The 16,599-nt window shown below is 61.7% G+C and carries 18 protein-coding genes; 14 read left to right on the top strand and 4 right to left on the bottom strand.

Annotated elements, in window-relative coordinates; translation table 11 throughout:
- Positions 1-312: HAD hydrolase-like protein (locus U9R81_RS17150; RefSeq protein WP_322496641.1), on the bottom strand; the 312-nt coding region annotated here is incomplete at its 3' end.
- Between the two features lie 169 nt (positions 313-481).
- Here U9R81_RS17150 and U9R81_RS17145 point away from each other — a divergent pair.
- The 6 genes from U9R81_RS17145 to U9R81_RS17120 all read left to right on the top strand — a co-directional run bounded on the left by U9R81_RS17145 (position 482) and on the right by U9R81_RS17120 (position 5,572).
- Positions 482-1,453, top strand: coding sequence for a GNAT family N-acetyltransferase (locus U9R81_RS17145; protein ID WP_322496640.1), 972 nt, complete (start codon positions 482-484; stop codon positions 1,451-1,453).
- A 60-nt stretch (positions 1,454-1,513) separates the two neighbouring features.
- Positions 1,514-2,482 carry a GNAT family N-acetyltransferase gene (locus U9R81_RS17140; protein WP_322496639.1) on the top strand — a complete coding sequence of 323 codons (969 nt, stop codon included), beginning with the start codon at positions 1,514-1,516 and terminating at the stop codon, positions 2,480-2,482.
- Positions 2,479-3,588: a C45 family peptidase gene (locus tag U9R81_RS17135; RefSeq protein WP_322496638.1), complete on the top strand. Its 1,110-nt coding sequence runs from the start codon at positions 2,479-2,481 to the stop codon at positions 3,586-3,588. Before U9R81_RS17140 ends, U9R81_RS17135 begins: the two co-directional genes overlap by 4 nt.
- A gap of 93 nt (positions 3,589-3,681) precedes the next feature.
- On the top strand, positions 3,682-4,116 hold the full coding sequence (locus U9R81_RS17130) for a low molecular weight phosphatase family protein (protein ID WP_322496637.1): 435 nt from the start codon (positions 3,682-3,684) through the stop codon (positions 4,114-4,116).
- A 130-nt stretch (positions 4,117-4,246) separates the two neighbouring features.
- A complete protein-coding gene (locus U9R81_RS17125; protein ID WP_322496636.1) occupies positions 4,247-4,726 on the top strand; it encodes a metallophosphoesterase family protein in 480 nt (159 codons plus the stop codon).
- A 15-nt stretch (positions 4,727-4,741) separates the two neighbouring features.
- Positions 4,742-5,572 carry a DUF2085 domain-containing protein gene (locus U9R81_RS17120; RefSeq protein ID WP_322496635.1) on the top strand — a complete coding sequence of 277 codons (831 nt, stop codon included), beginning with the start codon at positions 4,742-4,744 and terminating at the stop codon, positions 5,570-5,572.
- Positions 5,573-5,761: 189 nt separating this feature from the next.
- Here U9R81_RS17120 and U9R81_RS17115 read toward each other — a convergent pair whose 3' ends face one another.
- The 3 genes from U9R81_RS17115 to U9R81_RS17105 all read right to left on the bottom strand — a co-directional run bounded on the left by U9R81_RS17115 (position 5,762) and on the right by U9R81_RS17105 (position 7,624).
- Positions 5,762-6,154, bottom strand: a complete 393-nt coding sequence (locus U9R81_RS17115; RefSeq protein ID WP_322496634.1) for a hypothetical protein — start codon at positions 6,152-6,154, stop codon at positions 5,762-5,764.
- Between the two features lie 17 nt (positions 6,155-6,171).
- On the bottom strand, positions 6,172-6,804 hold the full coding sequence (locus U9R81_RS17110; protein ID WP_322496633.1) for a cupin domain-containing protein: 633 nt from the start codon (positions 6,802-6,804) through the stop codon (positions 6,172-6,174).
- Between the two features lie 169 nt (positions 6,805-6,973).
- Positions 6,974-7,624 carry an AP2/ERF family transcription factor gene (locus U9R81_RS17105; protein ID WP_322496632.1) on the bottom strand — a complete coding sequence of 217 codons (651 nt, stop codon included), beginning with the start codon at positions 7,622-7,624 and terminating at the stop codon, positions 6,974-6,976.
- A 1,064-nt stretch (positions 7,625-8,688) separates the two neighbouring features.
- Between U9R81_RS17105 and U9R81_RS17100 the strand changes: the two genes are divergently transcribed.
- The 8 genes from U9R81_RS17100 to U9R81_RS17065 all read left to right on the top strand — a co-directional run bounded on the left by U9R81_RS17100 (position 8,689) and on the right by U9R81_RS17065 (position 16,430).
- The gene (locus U9R81_RS17100) at positions 8,689-9,081 is read left to right on the top strand and encodes a hypothetical protein (protein ID WP_322496631.1); all 393 of its coding nucleotides are present in this window, start codon (positions 8,689-8,691) and stop codon (positions 9,079-9,081) included.
- A 109-nt stretch (positions 9,082-9,190) separates the two neighbouring features.
- The gene (locus U9R81_RS17095) at positions 9,191-10,738 is read left to right on the top strand and encodes a phage tail sheath family protein (protein WP_322496630.1); all 1,548 of its coding nucleotides are present in this window, start codon (positions 9,191-9,193) and stop codon (positions 10,736-10,738) included.
- A gap of 47 nt (positions 10,739-10,785) precedes the next feature.
- Entirely contained in the window at positions 10,786-11,310 is a 525-nt protein-coding gene (locus U9R81_RS17090) for a phage tail protein (RefSeq protein ID WP_066791253.1), read from the top strand.
- Between the two features lie 69 nt (positions 11,311-11,379).
- On the top strand, positions 11,380-12,078 hold the full coding sequence (locus tag U9R81_RS17085; RefSeq protein WP_322496629.1) for a hypothetical protein: 699 nt from the start codon (positions 11,380-11,382) through the stop codon (positions 12,076-12,078).
- Positions 12,059-12,922, top strand: a complete 864-nt coding sequence (locus U9R81_RS17080) for a hypothetical protein (RefSeq protein ID WP_322496628.1) — start codon at positions 12,059-12,061, stop codon at positions 12,920-12,922. The genes U9R81_RS17085 and U9R81_RS17080 overlap by 20 nt, the downstream gene beginning before the upstream one ends.
- The gene (locus U9R81_RS17075) at positions 12,919-14,232 is read left to right on the top strand and encodes a DUF4255 domain-containing protein (RefSeq protein ID WP_322496627.1); all 1,314 of its coding nucleotides are present in this window, start codon (positions 12,919-12,921) and stop codon (positions 14,230-14,232) included. The genes U9R81_RS17080 and U9R81_RS17075 overlap by 4 nt, the downstream gene beginning before the upstream one ends.
- Entirely contained in the window at positions 14,229-16,151 is a 1,923-nt protein-coding gene (locus U9R81_RS17070; RefSeq protein ID WP_322496626.1) for an ATP-binding protein, read from the top strand. Before U9R81_RS17075 ends, U9R81_RS17070 begins: the two co-directional genes overlap by 4 nt.
- Positions 16,152-16,175: 24 nt before the next feature.
- Positions 16,176-16,430: a hypothetical protein gene (locus U9R81_RS17065; RefSeq protein WP_322496625.1), complete on the top strand. Its 255-nt coding sequence runs from the start codon at positions 16,176-16,178 to the stop codon at positions 16,428-16,430.
- The last annotated feature ends 169 nt before the right edge of the window (positions 16,431-16,599 follow it).

The following is a 16,599-nucleotide window of genomic DNA, read 5'->3' as shown; positions in this document are numbered from 1 at the left end:
CAGCAACTCGGCGACGCCGGGCAAGAGCGGCTGATCGGCGCTGAGCGCATCTTTGCGCGCTTGCCGGCGGGCTAGAATCGTGTCGCGCTCGGTGATGACGCGCTCGGCTAGGAAGGGGTCGCGCTCACGGAGCAAGCTGACCAGATGGGCATGAGCGTCAAAGCCGGCGTTTGCCCCCAACGTCGCCACCCAATCGTGAACGTTCAGGGTAACGCCGTATTCGGCGTATATTTCTTGCCAGCTCTGCAAGGCTGGGGTTTCGGTATCGACCATCAGGCCGTCGAAATCGAAGATCAGGGCGCGAATGGGCATGTAGAGATCCTTGTTGGTGAGCCATGGGTTAGAGCCGCACGGACGTGCGGCTCTATCATATCATTACCATGGGAATGGGGTGACGCCAATTGCGCCTCTGGGCTGATGGCGGGCGCCGGCTGGATCGGTTACGATGACTATGGCGCAGCTTTACCCCGGAGGAATGGATATGCTTGCAGAAGCGGTGCGTCTGCGACCGTTCGCTGGTTCGGCGGCCGATTACGCTGCGCTGGCGGCAATTGCCAATGCAGCTTTTCCTGATAGCCACGAAACAGCGGAAGAGCTTCAACATTGGGACGCGATCCGTCCGGCGCATTGCGTGGAAATGCGCTGGTTGGCAGAGGTGGGCGAGACGGTGGTGGCGGCGGCTGAGTATTTTCAAGCCGCGTGGATGTACCACCCGCGCAAATTCTTTATCAGCATCGCGGTGCTGCCTGAATGGCAAGGGCGGGGGATCGGCAGTTATTGTTATGATGAGCTGATGCGCGAGCTGGCCGAACGGCATCAGCCATTGCAGGTGCGGAGCAACTGCCGCGAAGATCAGGCACGCAGCGTGCGCTTCCTCACCGATCGCGGCTTCCGCGAAGAGATGCGCACGTGGGAGTCGCGGCTCGACCTGTGCGCGTTTGACCCGGCTCCGTTTGCCGAGGCGCCAGCGCATGTCGTTGCGCAGGGATTCACAATCTGTAACCTAACCGAATGGCTGGCCCGCCTGCCCGATGCCCGCCAGCGCCTCTACGAGGCGATGATCGAGATGCGGGCCGATGTGCCGCAACCTGAACCGTTCACGCCGGTTGATATGGCGACGTGGGAGCGGACGGTGTTTGACAATCCGCACCTCTACCCGGAAGGCTATTTCTTGGCGCTCGACGGTGATGAGATCGCGGCGGTGAGCCAGCTCTGGAAGCATGCTGAGCCGGATGTGTTGATGACCGGCATTACCGCCACGCGCCGGCGCTACCGGCGGCGCGGGTTGGCGCTGGCGCTGAAGGTGCATGCGTTGAACTTCGCCAAAGCCGCCGGCTACCGCGAGGTGCGCACCTATAACGCGACCACCAACCGGGCCATGTTGAGCATTAACGAAGCGTTGGGGTTCGTGAAGCAACCGGCGTGGATCGAATTTGTGAAGGATGTGGGGTAAGGGGAACGGTAGTAGGGACATTGCGCCGCAATGTCCCTACGTATACCGGTATTATGTATAATGACAATTCGACCTTTTCAACCTACCGAAACCGATTATCATGCGATGGCGACGGTGTACAGCGCGCTCGTGCCAGATGCACCGCTCAATGCAACCGAGTGGCGGATTCGCGATGAGTTGCACAACCCGCAATTGGCGCTCTACCGGGCGATCGGCGAGCTTGATGGCGTCGCGGCAGGCTATGCCGAATATTATCAGCCGACGTGGTGCGCCGATTCACACCATATTGAGACGTTGGTCTACGTGCATCCGGCGTATCAAGGGCGCGGGTTAGGTGCGGCGCTCTGGCAGCATGTGCAGCAGGCGTGGCAGGCGTTGCAACCGCACCACGTATTGGCAAAAGTGCGCGAAGATTGGCAGGCCGGGTTCGCCTTTGCGGTTCGGCGCGGTTTTCAGGAAGACCGGCGGGTATGGCTCTCGCGGCTGGAAGTGGCGAGCTTTGATCCTGCTCCCTTCAGCGGCGCGATCGAGCGGGTGACAGCACAGCAGATTGAAATCCGCAGCCTTGCCGCTCTCGCCGCTGCCGATGCTGGCTTCTGGCGCAAGTTGTACGCATTTGAACAGCAAACCGTCTGTGATGTACCATCGGCCTTTCCAGTAGCCATTCCCGCCTACGAGCAGTGGATCAAGCTCTACTGGCCTGACCATGGCGCGGTGTGGGAAGGCAGTTTTGCGGCAATGGCTGATGGGCAGGTGGTCGGGATTAGCACCCTTGAGACGATCGATAACGAGACCGATCTAGAAGTGGGCTTTACGGCGGTGCGGCGTGACTACCGCGGGCGCGGGATTGCGCTGGCGCTAAAATTGTGTACGATCGCGTATGCCCAAGCGATGGGTGTGACCGGGATTCGTACCGACAACGACAGCACCAATCAGCCGATGTGGCAGATTAATCAACGGTTAGGCTTTCAACGCGGGCCGGTGTGGATCGTGCTGCGCCGGCGTGAACAGACCGAGGAGGTGACGTGAACGGGTTGCCGTTGGTTGAGCTGGCAGGCGATGCCTACACACAGGGTTGGTGGCACGGGCGCGTCTTGCGCGAGGCGATTGCCGCCAACCTGCGTATTTATACCGCACGCTTCGAGCGTGAATTGCGTATGCCGCTCGCTAAAGTATGGCGGCGCGCTCTGCGGTATGCGGACGCGATTGCCGGGCAAAACCCGGCGTATGCCGCTGGGATGCGCGGGATTGCCGATGGGGCGGGGATAGAGCTGGCGGCGATTGCGGCGTTGAATGTGCGCTACGAACTGTTTTACCAATATTTCCGCGAGTATGATCGTCCGCCACCCAAGCCTGACGGATGTACGGCGTTTGCCCTCTTGCCCGCTGAGACAAGTGATGGCCATCTGCTGGTAGGCGAAAACTGGGACTGGATCACCGGCGTGCGCGGCGCGATTGTGGCGACGGTTGAACCTGACGGCCTGCGCACGCTGGCCTTTACCGAAGCCGGCATTTTCGGCGGCAAGATCGGTCTGAATTCGGCGGGGTTGGCGTTGTTGATTAACGGGCTCAGCAGTACGGCTGACGATTGGGCTAGCTTGCGGCGACCGTTTCACGTGCGCTGTTATGAAATCTTGCGCGCGCGCACCCTTGCCGAGGCGCAGACGGTGATTACGGCGGAAGCGCGGGCCGGTTCGGCCAATTTCCTCATTGCCCAAACGCCCGATCAGGTGATCAATATCGAGGCGGCGCCGGAAACGGTAGCCGTGAGCGGGTGCGCCGGCGGTTGCCTGATCCACGCCAATCACTTCAACGATCCGGCGGCCTTGGGCATTGTCGAACGCGTGATCGAGCGGGTGCCGCATTCGCAATGGCGGCAAGCGCGCTTGCAAGCGCTGCTGGCGCCGCGTCCGCAATCGCTAGCGAGCGTACAAGCGGCATTACGCGACCATGATCGCCATCCCTATTCGGTCTGTTTCCACATTGATCCCGCCGATCCGCCCGATGAATATTACGAATCGGTCGCTTCGATCATCATGGATGTGACGGCCCAAACGTTGTATGCTACTGATGGGCCGCCGTGCGAGCGCGAATATGGGCAGTACCAGTTGGCGGCTGGGGCGGAGGAGGCATAGTGTAGTGACGATGCCAGTGTGGGTTGCATAAACAATCGTCAATGCGTTTTCAGACCCGCGCTCGCAATCATCTGCACGAGGCAAAGGCAACCAATGCGCACCGTTCTCTTTATCTGCACCGGCAACTACTACCGCAGCCGCTACGCCGAGCTGCTGTTCAACGCTATGCGGGTACCCGGTTGGCAAGCCGACTCACGCGGGTTGCGGCTCTCGGCTTCCAATCAGGGGCCGATCTGGCCCAACGTTCTTATGCAATTACAACAACGCGGCTTTCCACCGCCTTCCGAAATCCGGTTGCCAATAGCCTTGACCGAACCCGATCTGCGGCGAGCGACTGTGGCGATTGCCTTGGATGAGCGCGAGCATCGCCCGCTGATGCAGCAACGCTTTCCGGGGTGGGAGGATCGGATCCGGTACTGGCAAACGCCCGACATACCCTTTTTGCCCGCCGCTGAGGCGTTTCGCCGGATCGAGGCGGGAGTGGCTGAATTAGTGGCGGAACTAAGCCGTTGGCAACCTGCGGATTAGGCGTGGGCCGTTGAGAGAGGGTGTCTCTATGCGCTCGTTCTTCGCATAGCGCGAGAGGGCAAGCGCGGGCGAGGGGATACGGACGCTCAAAGCATGCAAGGCGTACCGGCTACCACACGTGAGGGAAACCATGGAGATCGGCGTTATTTCGGATACGCATGGCCGGCTGGCGCCGGCGGCGTTGACGGCATTAGCCGGGGTTGAGCTGATCTTGCACGCCGGCGATATTGGCCATGAAGCCATCCTCGATCGGCTCGCGACCATTGCGCCGGTATTGGCCATTCACGGCAACACCGATGAGGGGACGGCGCTAGCCCGCGCTTATCCAGCGCACCGTTGGATCGAGCGCGAGGGGGTTGTGATCTATCTGACCCACATTGGCGGCCAGCCCCGCCATCTTGTGCAATCGTTACCGAAGACGGTTGATGGCCGGGCGCCGCAGGTCTATATTTTTGGCCATAGCCACCGGCCATTGTACGAAATGTACAATGGGGTGCTCTTTCTCAATCCGGGTACTGCCGGCGCGTCGCGAGGGGCGGGATTGTCGGTGGCGCGGTTAACGGTGGCTAATGGGCAAGCGAGCGCAGCGATTATTGCGTTGGAGAGATGAGGGCAAGAGGACGGTATGGCTCCAACCACAACAGTACAGCGTAGACTCGATTGGCCCGGGCCGTTGGTCGGGCTTGGTTTGATCATCCTCTTCGCGTTGCTCCCGACAATTGCAACGGCATTGGATTGGGAGCGACGGCTCTTCTTTGCAATGCATGGCATCTGCGCGCAAAGTCACAATTTGATCTCAGGCGGAGTGCAGTTTCCGCTCTGCGCCCGCGATAGCGGCATCTACCTTGGGCTGATGGTGACGCTGGGAGTGATGGCAGCGTTGGGCCGGATGCGGGCCGGGAGGTTGCCGCCGTTGCCGATCGGCTTGACGCTGATTGGCCTGATGGCGGTGATGGGGATTGATGGGTTGAATTCAACCGTTGCCGAGCTGGGTTTTCCGCCGGCGTACCCGCCGCGCGACGATCTGCGCCTTGTGACCGGGCTGGGGTTTGGCTCGGCGTTGGCAGTTGGGTTGCTATTGGTCGCCAATCACACCTTTCTACCGCCCGATCTGCTGGCTGCCGAGCAAGCGCCCATCGGGAGCTGGCGCGATCTGGTAATCGTGATCGGCGCGGTGGGCCTTGTGGTGGCAGCGATCGCCGCCAACCAAGCGGTGTTGGCATGGCCGCTGGTCTTGCTCAGCGTGATTGGGGTGACGGGAGTGATGACCTTTGCGGTGGCGCTACCGATCAGCGCCTTTGCCGGTCTGAGCGGACGGGTGCGGCACGCGCGGCAATTGGCCTTACCGGGGATAGCCGGGTTTATCGTGGCGTTGCTGTTGCTGGCCGTGCTGGCGCACTGGAAAATCGGGTTAGAGGTATCAGGCTTGCTGCCGCCGCCATTGATCCCAGAGTAACCCTCGTGTAAAGCCGCACGGCTGTGCGGCGCCTGTCCGGCGAGCGGGCCAGCGACCCGCGCCCCGTGCGGTGAGCACAAGGCAGACCAGCGGCCCGCGCTCCGGGGGCGAGCAGGCGCACCGGGTCATAACAAGCCAGTAGTGCGGCTTAGCCACAGCCGCACTACTACCGGCTCATTTGACATCTTTTCACCGCGGCATCGTCACCTTCAGATCGTTCAGCGCAGTGCGCAGGTTGTCAAGAGCGACGCGCGCCTCAGGCGGGAGCTGATCGAGACTGGCGACCGTTTCGAGTACGCGATGAGCCGCGATTGCAAGGCTATCGAGATGGCCGAGCAGACAGCCAGCTTCACGCGCTTCGGCAGTGCGCTGGCCGAAGAGGGCGTGCCAGTAATCGGCTGAAGCTAGATAGCGCGTTTCGCCGAGCAGTTCAAGCGCCAGCGTGCAGCGGTCGAGCGGGCGGATCGCCAACACCTCTCGATCGTTGAGCGTAATCTGGCCGGGTGCATGGCGGATCAAGGCGATCGCGTCATCAGTGCGGCTCACGCCATCTTCACTCAGATGCAAGGTTCGGATCTGCATACCACCAACTCCTTCGCTTAAACACGACCATGGCGCTCGAGAGCGCTGCGCGGTAATTCGAGCGGGCACAAGACCAACAACGCTTGGGCTGGTGAATGGCCGGGATTGTGCCAGCGGTGGGGCAACACCGCCTCAAACAACAGGCTATCACCGGGGCCGATGGTGTAGGTATGATCGGCGACGGTATAAAGGATGTTGCCGCTCAACCCAAACACAAACTCTTGGCCGGTATGGACGATCGACTCGGGGCCGCTGTCGGCGCCGCGATCGAGCGTGAGCAACAGCGGTTCGAGGGTACGATTGGCTAAGCCGGGCGCTAAATCGGTGAGCGCGCCGTGCGGGAAGAGGGTCGCTGTCGCCTGACCGGCAGGGGTGAAGACCACGCGCTGTTGGGGCACATCAGGCGTAAAAAAGGCGCTGATCGGCACTTGCAGCGTCATCGCGAGGCGCTGAAGCGTGCTGACGCTCGGCGAGGTGCGGCCATTTTCGATCAGGCTGAGCGTATTCACAGCCAACCCGCTCGCTTCGGCCAGCGCGCGGATCGACATCCGGCGCTGCTCGCGCAGGGCGCGCAGACGATTGCCAACATCAACGCTCGCATCTTCACCGATGCCGTGGGTAGCACTGGCAAGTTCAACCTCAGAACGCACGGCTCTCTCCTTCCGGTTGCGCTTGATCTGTTCATTATTATAAGACGACTTTGCGATTTTTCACCCATTAAATTGGTTGCGTTCTAGTAACAGTTGCCGGCGCAAACAGAACCCCTGCGCCTTGCACTGGCGCAGGGGTCTGAGAAGCAATCAACAAAGACGCGCGCGATCAGTCGCCGGTGGGGGTGCGCTGGCGCATCCGCTCATACTTCTCGCGGGCGCGGCGGGCAAGGGCGAGGGCGCGGCGCTCGCCGTGCTTGGCGATCGAGTACGAGGTGCGGCGGATGCGGTTGCCGTCGCGCCACGTTGCCTCGTAGACCTCGCGGCCATCCTTGATCGTGCGGCGCACGCCAACAATACCAGTGCTGGTGCGGGAAACGCCAATCACTTGCCGCTCGGTGCGCGGCTTGCCTAACTCGCGCTCGGTGGCGTTGCGCCACTCGATAGCGGCAGCCAAAGCGGCCAGCCGGTCGCCATACACCGAATCCGAGAAAAACTTGCTCCGGCGCTGCTTGTTCCACGTCACGCGCACAAAATAGCCAAAGGTGCGCTTAGCCGGGTGATCGATGCGGGTAATCCCTTTGTGCTTGGTGGTCTTAGGGCGAAGACGAGCCGGCAGCTTCTTCGTCTCGGCCACAGGCTGCTCGGCAGGGGTGGAGAGCAGCCGGCGCGCCTGTTCCGGGTCGAGATCGGGGAGCGGCTCGTAGCGTAGTACGGCCATTGGATCTTCGGTTGCGGGCAGCGTCGTTGCTTCCTCCGCAGCAGTTGTCGGCTCGATAGCCGGCAGATTGGCCGGCCAGACAGCGTGTCGGCGGGGCATTGCTGATTGCTCCTTTTGAAAACGTGGTCGAATTTGTACGATTAGTGATTGCCTCGAAGGTTGAAACCTCCGATTTCTATCATACCACATTTTGCCCATTCGCTGCACAGTAATACTGGGCAAAAAAGTACAAATTTGGTTGGATAGAGCGTCTGATTTGATAACAAATAATTGTGATGAAATGCACAAATTTGAATAAAATTGTGGTTTTTATCACAAAACCGCTAAGGTGAAAGTTCCTTGTTCAACTGTCAGATGGTGAACAACTGTTCGGTACATGGGGCGATGCAGGCGTGGGATCAAGTGAGATCGGGCAATATTCGGAAATATATGTTGTCGCTTTGCACAATCGTAATGGAGATCGCTTCGCTTATAGGGGTAAAATCTAGGAGTTTACATTGTGAGATGTTGAACGTTGCGAAGATGGATCGCCGTACGGGGAGCCCGGCCCTTCAGGGCAGGGCTAGGGGTACAAAGCCCGCTGCGCGGGTTGTTGGCCCTCACCCCCCGGCCCCCTCTCCCACCTGACGGTAGGCGAGGGGGAGCTGCCGTGTCTTCGCGACCGGCGCCATTGAGCGGCACACTGTAGCGCCCCTCGCCCACGCCAGTGGAAGAGGGGGAGGGGGTGAGGGTGAACCATCACCCGTTCTCCTGCTGTCATTGCGAGGGCGCGCAGTGCCCGAAGCAATCTCCCGCTTCAGCGGCAAAAATGTCTAAGCGTATCTCTCTCGTGCTCGATGGGGATTGCTTGGCCACGCCGGACAATGACGATTTAAATGTGATCGTTGGCAAAATCGTGGTGGCGTCGCGTTTGTCCAATAGGACACCGGCGAATTGTTTTAATAGTTTGAACTGTCTTATATCTTGACGGCATATCTATAATATAAGAGCAATCTTAATCACCGAGAAAATGCTCCGCTAATCACAACACTCTCACCATTCCCCTTACTTCTCCTTTTCTCGGTCATATTCCAGCCCAGTTGATATCCGCCTGATACCTTTCAGGTAGTGCCCGCCGATGCCTTGTTGTCCGCCGTGACGTGTGTGCGAGGAGGGGGTTGCGTATGCCGGAAAGTATTCAGTGGACGCTGAGCGTGGCTGTGGCCGGGGGTCCGCGGAAGACCGAATCCCAGACGCTGCCGGTTGATGTCTATTTGAAGGGCCAAGTGCAGATCGCGGCGGCTAGCGGCGCTACGCCGGGCCAAGCCAATTTCGCTGCGCCGTCGGGCGGTGGGACGGTGCGCTTTGTCTTGATTTCGGCGAGCCGGTATGATGCCACGCCGCCATTGACCTATACCGTTGATGGCGGCAGCGCGATCACGCTCGACGGCCCGCATCTGTTGATCGGCGCCGGGGCAGTGGCGTTGCTGGGCGCGGCTAATCTCGATTTTGTCTTTTCCAATCCAATGGCGCAGCCGGTGACGGTTGAGGTGCTGATTGGACGCGATGCAGCGTAGGCTGCTATCGCCAACAACGGCATGATCCGTCCGCACAATCGGGTTGCGCTGCCATCATCCATGGCGCCGGACGAGCGATACGTTTCGGTCTATCGCAAGGAGCAACAGTATGCCGGTCACTTTGTCGTATCCGGGTGTCTACATTGAGGAGGTGCCGAGCGGTGTCCGCACGATCACCGGGGTGGCGACGTCGATTACCGCTTTTGTCGGGCGGGCGCGGCGCGGGCCGGTGCATGATCCGGTGCGGATCCAAAACTTTGGTGATTACGAGCGGCTCTTTGGCGGGTTGTGGGAAGCGAGCACGATGAGTTATGCGGTGCAACATTTCTTCCTCAACGGCGGCACTGATGCCTTAATTGTGCGCCTGATCAATGGCGCGACTGCGGCTCGTTTCAATCTTTCGCCCGCGAGCGGGACTGATAATCTGACGCTGGATGCGAGCAACGAAGGCGCATGGGGCAATCATTTGCGGATCAGCATTGACCATGCGACCCGCGAACCAGTGCAACCCGATGAGTTTAATCTGACCGTCGTCGAGATTATTCCGGGGACGAATCCGGTGCAGGCGGCGCGGCGCGAGACGTTTCGCAATGTGTCGATCAATCCGGTGGCGCCGCGCTATGTTGGTACGGTGCTGGCCCAAGAGTCGCTGTTGTTGCGCGTGCCTGATCCGCATCCCGGCGCCTTTCCGACGGTGCGGCCAGCCGTCGTGGCCGATGCGGCGCCGGCCACGAATGGCACGGACGGGAGCGCATTGACCCACACCCAGTATTTAGGTGATTTCGCTGCTAAGACCGGCATGTATGCGTTGCGCAAGGCCGATCTCTTTAATTTGCTCTGCATTCCGCCCTTTGCCCGTGATACCGATGTGACCGAATCGGTGTGGACGGCGGCGCTGCGTTTTTGTCGCGACGAGCGGGCGTTTCTAATTGTTGATGCGCCAGCGAGCTGGCGGAGCATCGCTGCGGCGGTGGGGGGGATCGGCACGTTTAGCGCAGCGGTGGCGCGTGACGATCATGCGGCGATCTATTTTCCGCGGGTGCAGATTCCTGACCCGTTGCGCGAGAACCGGCTGGAAGAGTTTGCGCCTTGCGGCGCGGTGGCCGGTGTCTTTGCCCGCACTGATGCCCAGCGCGGGGTGTGGAAGGCTCCGGCGGGGCAGGACGCGACGCTGTTTGGCGTGCGAGCGTTGGCGGTGAACTTGACCGATGGCGAACAGGGCCAACTCAACCCGCTTGGCGTCAATTGTCTGCGCACCTTCCCGGTAAGCGGCAATGTGGTCTGGGGCGCGCGCACCTATCGCGGCGCTGACCAGTTGGCTTCGGAATGGAAGTACATCCCGGTGCGCCGGTTGGCATTGTTTATCGAAGAGACGCTCTACCGCAGTCTGCAATGGGTGGTCTTTGAGCCGAACGATGAGCCGCTTTGGGCGCAGATCCGGCTGAACGTGGGCGCGTTTATGCAGACCCTCTTCCGGCAAGGCGCGTTTCAGGGCCGTTCGCCGCGCGAAGCCTATCTGGTGAAGTGTGACCGCGAGACAACGACCCAGACCGACATCAATATGGGTGTGGTGAACATCGTGGTGGGCTTTGCGCCGTTGAAGCCGGCTGAGTTTGTGATTATCAAGATTCAGCAGTTAGCTGGGCAGGTGGAGTAAGAACAGAGGGGGCGCAACACGTTGCGCCCGTACAGGGGGAATAGCGTATGGCTCAGTTTAGCGTCAATGCGCAGCGGTTCGATCCCTACAAGAACTTTAAGTTCCGGATCAAGTGGGATGGCCGGTACGTGGCCGGGATCAGCAAGGTGTCGGCGTTGAAGCGTACTACCGAGGTGGTCGAGCATCGGGAGGGTGGCGATGCGAGCAATGTGCGCAAGTCGCCGGGCCGCACCAAGTATGAACCGATCACGCTTGAGCGGGGTGTGACGCACGACACCGAATTTGAGAAGTGGGCGAATAAGGTCTGGAATTACGGTTCTGGACTAGGGGCCGAAGTCTCGCTGAAGGATTTTCGCAAAGACATCATTATTGAGGTCTACAACGAGGCCGGCCAACTGGCTATTGCCTACCGGGTCTATCGCTGTTGGGTATCGGAGTATCAGGCTCTGCCTGAACTCGACGCCAACGCCAATGCGGTCGCCATCCAGAGCATCAAATTGGAAAACGAGGGTTGGGAACGCGATTACGCCCTTGGCGAACCGGACGAGCCGAGCTTCACTGAACCGCAATAGGTCGGGAATGGGTGCACTGATTCAGTGTCCATACCGCATATTGGCGCCGTTGCGTTCATGAGGTGAACGATGGCCATTTCCGCAGCGATGTTGCTCGACATTTGGGAGGCAGGCGCGGCGCAACCGCCGCTGGCGCGGGTACTGGCGCTGTTAGCGCCGTTGTTCCCAGAGACAGCCGTCGCTGAGTTGCCGGTGGGCGCGCGCGATGCGCTGCTGTTGCTGGTGCGGGAATGGCTGTTTGGCGCGCAGATGGAGTGTGTTGCAGTGTGTCCAGTCTGCGCGACCCGGTTAGAGTTTTTGTTGGCGACCACAGCTTTGCGGGCGTTAGCGCCGGCGACAGCAGTGCAATCACTTGACGTTGGCGGCCAACAACTCGCTTTTCGCCTGCCGGCTAGCGTCGATTTGCTGGGGTTGCCGCCCGGCCCGGCTGTCACTCGCCGTCTCATCGAACGCTGTTTAATCGATGCGCCGGCTACGTTTTCCGATGAGGCATTGGCGGTGGTAGCGACTGCGATGGCGGACGCCGATCCGCTGCTCGATCTGCGGATCGAGCTGGCTTGTCCCGATTGCGGTCACACGTGGGCCGCGCCCTTCGATGTCGCGGGATTTGTCTGGCAAGAATTGGATCGGTGGGCGCGGCGGTTGTTGCGCGATGTGCATACGCTAGCGCGCGCCTACGGCTGGCGCGAGAGCGAGATTCTGGCGCTGAGCCCGCAACGGCGCGCCTTGTATTTGCAGATGGTGAACGATGAACGATCCGCTGGCTAATCTGCTGGCGCGCAGTTTCGGCGAGCTGGCTAGGGCGGTGCAACCGCGATTGCCGGCCCGGTTCGAGCTGGTTGCGTCCTTCGGCGGTGAGGTGGCCGTGCCGCTGGTGCAGGTGGGTGATCAGGCTGCGCCGGGGGCGCCGCCGGTTCAGGTGGATGATCGCGTCACGCTGGGATCGCCGCCGGCGCAGGTGGGTGATCAGGCTGCGCCGGGGTTGCTGCCGGTGCGGGTGGAGCCATCTCCTGCACCGCTTGCCAGCGCGATCCCGCCGGTTGAACGCCGGCAAGTTCTGCCGTTGCCATTAGCCCCGCTGCCGGCTTGGGGGCAACCACCAACCACCTGCAGCGAGCTACGGCGTCCATCGGCGCCTCCGCCTGCTGCGCCGGAACGTATCTCGCCTGATCTTGGCGTAAGCGAGGCGCATAGCGAGCGCACTGCGCCGGCGAGTCTGGCAGATTTCGTCGAGCCGCGCGGGTTGCCGGCGTCAGCCAGCGCCGTTAATCCACCGCGACTGCCGGACGTTGCCGCCGCATCGCCAGCGGTGCCGCCGGCTCCCGTCGTTTCGTTCCAGCCGGATAGTGCTCTAGATACGATTCACGAACCAGTAGCGCCGGACATTCTGCCTCCCTCTACACCAGCGCCGGTTATGCCGCGCGAACCGGGGGCGCCGCCGCGCGAACCGGCAGCGCCAACGCATCCGCCACGCATCACTGTGACCATCGGGCGGGTGGAGGTACGCGCCGTGCCGCCGCCACCACCGTCATCGCGCCCCCGTCCGCAACCGCCGGCTCCGAGGCTCAGTCTTGATGAGTATCTGCGCCGGCGTGAGGGAGGAACGCGATGAGCAATGCGCTGGCGATTGCCGCTGTTACCGCCGTGTTGCGCGATCTGCTGCAAGACGGTCTGATCGATCACGACCTCACCGGCGCGCTCGGTGATGTGACGGTGAGCGTCTTGGCGCCGGCGCAGGCCCTCGCCGCCTTTACCCCTAATAGCGGCCAACTCAACCTCTTTCTCTACCACGTGAGCTACAACCCCGGCTGGCGCAACTATGGCTTGCCGTCGCGTTCGGGACGCGGCGATTTGATCAGCGATCCGCCGCTGGCGCTCGATCTGCACTATTTGTTGACCGCCTACACCGACCAAGACTATCTGGCCGAACTGTTGCTGGGTTATGCGATGCAGCTCTTGCACGAGACGCCGGTGCTATCCCGCGACGCTATCCGCATTGCGCTAGCCCCGCCTGCGCCGGTCAGCGGCGTTGCGTTGCCGGGATCGGCCCGCGCCAGTCTGGTAGCGGCTGATCTAGCCGATCAGATCGAACAGATCAAGATTGCTCCCGAACCGCTGAGCCTCGAACAGGTCTCGCAAATCTGGTCGAGCATGCAATCGCCGTACCGGCCCACCGTGGCCTACCAAGCATCAGTGGTCTTGATCGAGAGCCGGCGGCCTACCCGGCAGGCGCTGCCGGTGCGCCGGCGCAATCTCTATGTGCTGTCGCTCAGCCAGCCGCGCATCACCCAACTTGGCTCGCAAGCCACCGCAACTGATCCGGTGAGCTTCCAGCAGCCGATCTTGCCCGGTTACCGGCTCGTGATCCGCGGCCAACAGTTGCGCGGTGATGAGGTCGTGATCCGGCTTGGCGAGACTGAGGTGACGGTACCGCCGGATCAGATGACCGGCACGCAGATCATTGTCGCGCTGCCGGCGAGCTTACGGGCCGGCGTGCAAGTAGTGCAGGTGGTTCACCGGCTACGACTCGGCACGCCACCCACCCCGCACCGTGGGGTCGAATCGAATGTGGCAGCGTTCATCTTGTCTCCAATAGTCAGCGCCACTGCCGGCCCGCGTGATGGCAACGGCAATGTTACCCTCACCCTTACCCTCACGCCGCCGGTGGGCAAACAGCAGCGGGTGACGCTCTTGCTCGACGAAACGCCGCCGCCGGCCACCCGGCCACCGCGCTCGTTTGCCTTGCCGCTGCCGGCGCGCGCGCCGGCGCCTCCACCTAACAATACTGATGTGACGCTCACGATCACGACAGACATCGTGCCGACGGGAACCTATCTGGTGCGGGTGCAGGTAGATGGGGCGGAAAGTCAACTTGACGTAAACGGAAGCGGATTTAGCGGGCCAACGGTGATCATCCCATGAGCACAGCCACGGCAATCGAGTGGGTGACAGCCAACCAGCGTTATCTGAGTGCGGCGCTTGAAGTAACGAAGCAGCGGCTGGCCGCGAAGGGCGATGAGGCGCGGTTGCGCGCAGCCGAACAGGCATTGGCGGCCGCCCGCGTTGCTATGCCTGCGCTGCCGGCGGTCGAGCGGTTGCACATCATCTTTGGCTTGACCGAGTTCGAGACCGAACTGCTGCTGCTCTGCGCGGGGGTGGAGCTCGATAGCGGTTTGGCAACGCTCTGTGCAACAGCGCAGGGTGATCCGCACCGCTACCGCCCGACCATCGGGCTGGCGCTGGCGGTGTTGCCCGCCGCGCACTGGAGCGCGGTGACGCCGACGGCGCCGTTGCGTCACTGGCGATTGATCGAGGTGGCCGAGGGTGAGCCGCTCGCGACTGCGCCGCTACGGATTGACGAGCGGGTGTTGTACTACCTGCTCGGTGTGGCGACGCTCGACCGGCGCTTGCAACCGTTAGTGCGCCTGCTCGATCCGGCAGTGGCGCTGCCAGCCTCGCAACGGCAACTCGCGGAACGGATTGCAACGCTGTGGGCAGAGCAACCTGCACCGCCGCCGGTGCAGATCTGCGGCAGCGATTCGTTCAGCCGGCAGGCGATTGCCGCCGCGATTGGCGAGCGACTGGGGCGGGCAGTGTACCGGCTGCGGGGCGAAGATGTGCCCGCCGGCCCCGCCGAGCAAGAGTTGTTGGCCCGCCTGTGGGAGCGAGAAGCGGCGTTGAGCGGCGCGCTGGCACTGATCGCGGTGGACGACGGCGACACGTCGCGCGCGTGGCTTGGGTGGCTGGAACGGGTACAGGGCATGGTGTTGTTGGCGAGCGCCGATCCGCTGCCGTCCGGCGACCGGCTGATCGTGCGGGTTGATGTGCCGCAACCCGGTCGTGCCGAGCAACGGTCGCTCTGGCAACAGATACTGGGTGAACGCGGTCTGGCTCTCAATGGCCAACTCGAACCGCTGCTGGCCCAGTTCACCCTCAATGCCAACGCCATCCGCGCTGCCGGCTTGGCGGTCACGACCGATTCTGCCGCCGATTGGTGGGAAGCCTGCCGCGGGCAGGCCCGTCTCCGCCTCGACGGGTTGGCTCAGCGGATCGAGACGGTGGTGGGTTGGGACGATCTCGTATTACCGGACGAGCACATCGCAACGCTGCGCCAGATGGTCGCGCATGTGCGCCAGCGGGGTCGGGTGTACGAGCAGTGGGGTTTTGGTCAACGCGGTGAACGCGGGTTGGGGATTAGCGCCTTCTTTGCCGGGCCGAGCGGTACCGGCAAGACGTTGGCTGCCGAGGTGTTAGCCAACGAGCTACGGCTCGATCTCTACCGGATTGACCTGAGCGCGGTGGTGAGCAAATACATCGGCGAGACTGAAAAGAATCTGCGCCGCATCTTCGATGCTGCCGAAGGCGGGGGCGCGATTCTGTTGTTCGACGAAGCCGATGCGCTATTTGGCCGCCGCAGCGAAGTGAAAGATAGTCACGATCGGTACGCCAACCTCGAAGTGAGCTACCTCTTGCAGCGGATGGAGGCGTACCGCGGATTGGCTATTCTCACCACCAATATGAAGCAAGCGATTGACACCGCCTTCCTGCGCCGTATCCGATTTATTGTCAACTTTCCCTTCCCCGACGCGGCGCAACGCCGGCGCATCTGGCAGCGGGTCTTCCCGCCCGCTACGCCGCTGGCCGAGCTAGATTGGACGCGGCTAGCGCAACTGAATCTAGCCGGCGGCAACATTCGCAGCATCGCCGTGAATGCCGCGTTTCTGGCCGCTGATGCCGGCGAACCGGTGACAATGCGCCATATCTTGAGCGCAGCGCACAGCGAATATGCCAAATTAGACAAACCGCTGACCGAGACGGAATTGCGCGGGTGGGGGTATTAGCGACGGCTGCTGATGGGGTGTGCGATGGAGGTTGCGATTGAGATAGAGATTGCGGAAATCGTCTTGATCGGCTTTGGGACAATTGACCGCGAGCGCGTCAGAGCGGCGCTAGTCGCTGAGTTGAGCCGGTTGCTAGCAGAAGAGGGCGTGCCGGTGGGCCTGAGCAGCGCCGGTGCAATCGAGACGCTTGACGGCGGCGCGTTCCGGTTAACGTCGGGGATGCGGCCTGAGCAGATCGGCCAGCAGATCGCACTGGCGCTCTACCGGGGGTGGCAATAGCGGTCGTGAGGCGGAGAGGTTCCCATGCAAGCCTTAGCGTCCTCTACGGTAACAAAACAGCTATGATTAAAATCGCCGTGCGCAAACCAACCCGCGCTCCTGCACCAGCTCGCCGTCCACCGGCGCTGGCTCGCGTTGCCGATGTGGCGGCCTTGCTCGCGCAAGCCGC

The organism is Chloroflexus sp., from assembly GCF_034435895.1.
Classification (GTDB): domain Bacteria; phylum Chloroflexota; class Chloroflexia; order Chloroflexales; family Chloroflexaceae; genus Chloroflexus.
Note: the sequence above shows the minus strand (reverse complement) of the source record. Positions and strands in the feature narration are given on the sequence as shown.

Excerpts from the sequence above, each read along its gene's own strand:
- U9R81_RS17120 (WP_322496635.1), top strand. The coding sequence starts at position 4,742 with ATGGCTCCAACCACAACAGTACAGCGTAGACTCGATTGGCCCGGGCCG.
- U9R81_RS17085 (WP_322496629.1), top strand. The coding sequence starts at position 11,380 with ATGGCCATTTCCGCAGCGATGTTGCTCGACATTTGGGAGGCAGGCGCG.
- U9R81_RS17090 (WP_066791253.1), top strand. The coding sequence starts at position 10,786 with ATGGCTCAGTTTAGCGTCAATGCGCAGCGGTTCGATCCCTACAAGAAC.
- U9R81_RS17125 (WP_322496636.1), top strand. The coding sequence starts at position 4,247 with ATGGAGATCGGCGTTATTTCGGATACGCATGGCCGGCTGGCGCCGGCG.
- U9R81_RS17140 (WP_322496639.1), top strand. The coding sequence starts at position 1,514 with ATGACAATTCGACCTTTTCAACCTACCGAAACCGATTATCATGCGATG.
- U9R81_RS17080 (WP_322496628.1), top strand. The coding sequence starts at position 12,059 with ATGAACGATCCGCTGGCTAATCTGCTGGCGCGCAGTTTCGGCGAGCTG.
- U9R81_RS17075 (WP_322496627.1), top strand. The coding sequence starts at position 12,919 with ATGAGCAATGCGCTGGCGATTGCCGCTGTTACCGCCGTGTTGCGCGAT.
- U9R81_RS17100 (WP_322496631.1), top strand. The coding sequence starts at position 8,689 with ATGCCGGAAAGTATTCAGTGGACGCTGAGCGTGGCTGTGGCCGGGGGT.
- U9R81_RS17115 (WP_322496634.1), bottom strand. The coding sequence starts at position 6,154 with ATGCAGATCCGAACCTTGCATCTGAGTGAAGATGGCGTGAGCCGCACT.
- U9R81_RS17105 (WP_322496632.1), bottom strand. The coding sequence starts at position 7,624 with ATGCCCCGCCGACACGCTGTCTGGCCGGCCAATCTGCCGGCTATCGAG.
- U9R81_RS17065 (WP_322496625.1), top strand. The coding sequence starts at position 16,176 with ATGGAGGTTGCGATTGAGATAGAGATTGCGGAAATCGTCTTGATCGGC.
- U9R81_RS17145 (WP_322496640.1), top strand. The coding sequence starts at position 482 with ATGCTTGCAGAAGCGGTGCGTCTGCGACCGTTCGCTGGTTCGGCGGCC.
- U9R81_RS17070 (WP_322496626.1), top strand. The coding sequence starts at position 14,229 with ATGAGCACAGCCACGGCAATCGAGTGGGTGACAGCCAACCAGCGTTAT.
- U9R81_RS17095 (WP_322496630.1), top strand. The coding sequence starts at position 9,191 with ATGCCGGTCACTTTGTCGTATCCGGGTGTCTACATTGAGGAGGTGCCG.
- U9R81_RS17130 (WP_322496637.1), top strand. The coding sequence starts at position 3,682 with ATGCGCACCGTTCTCTTTATCTGCACCGGCAACTACTACCGCAGCCGC.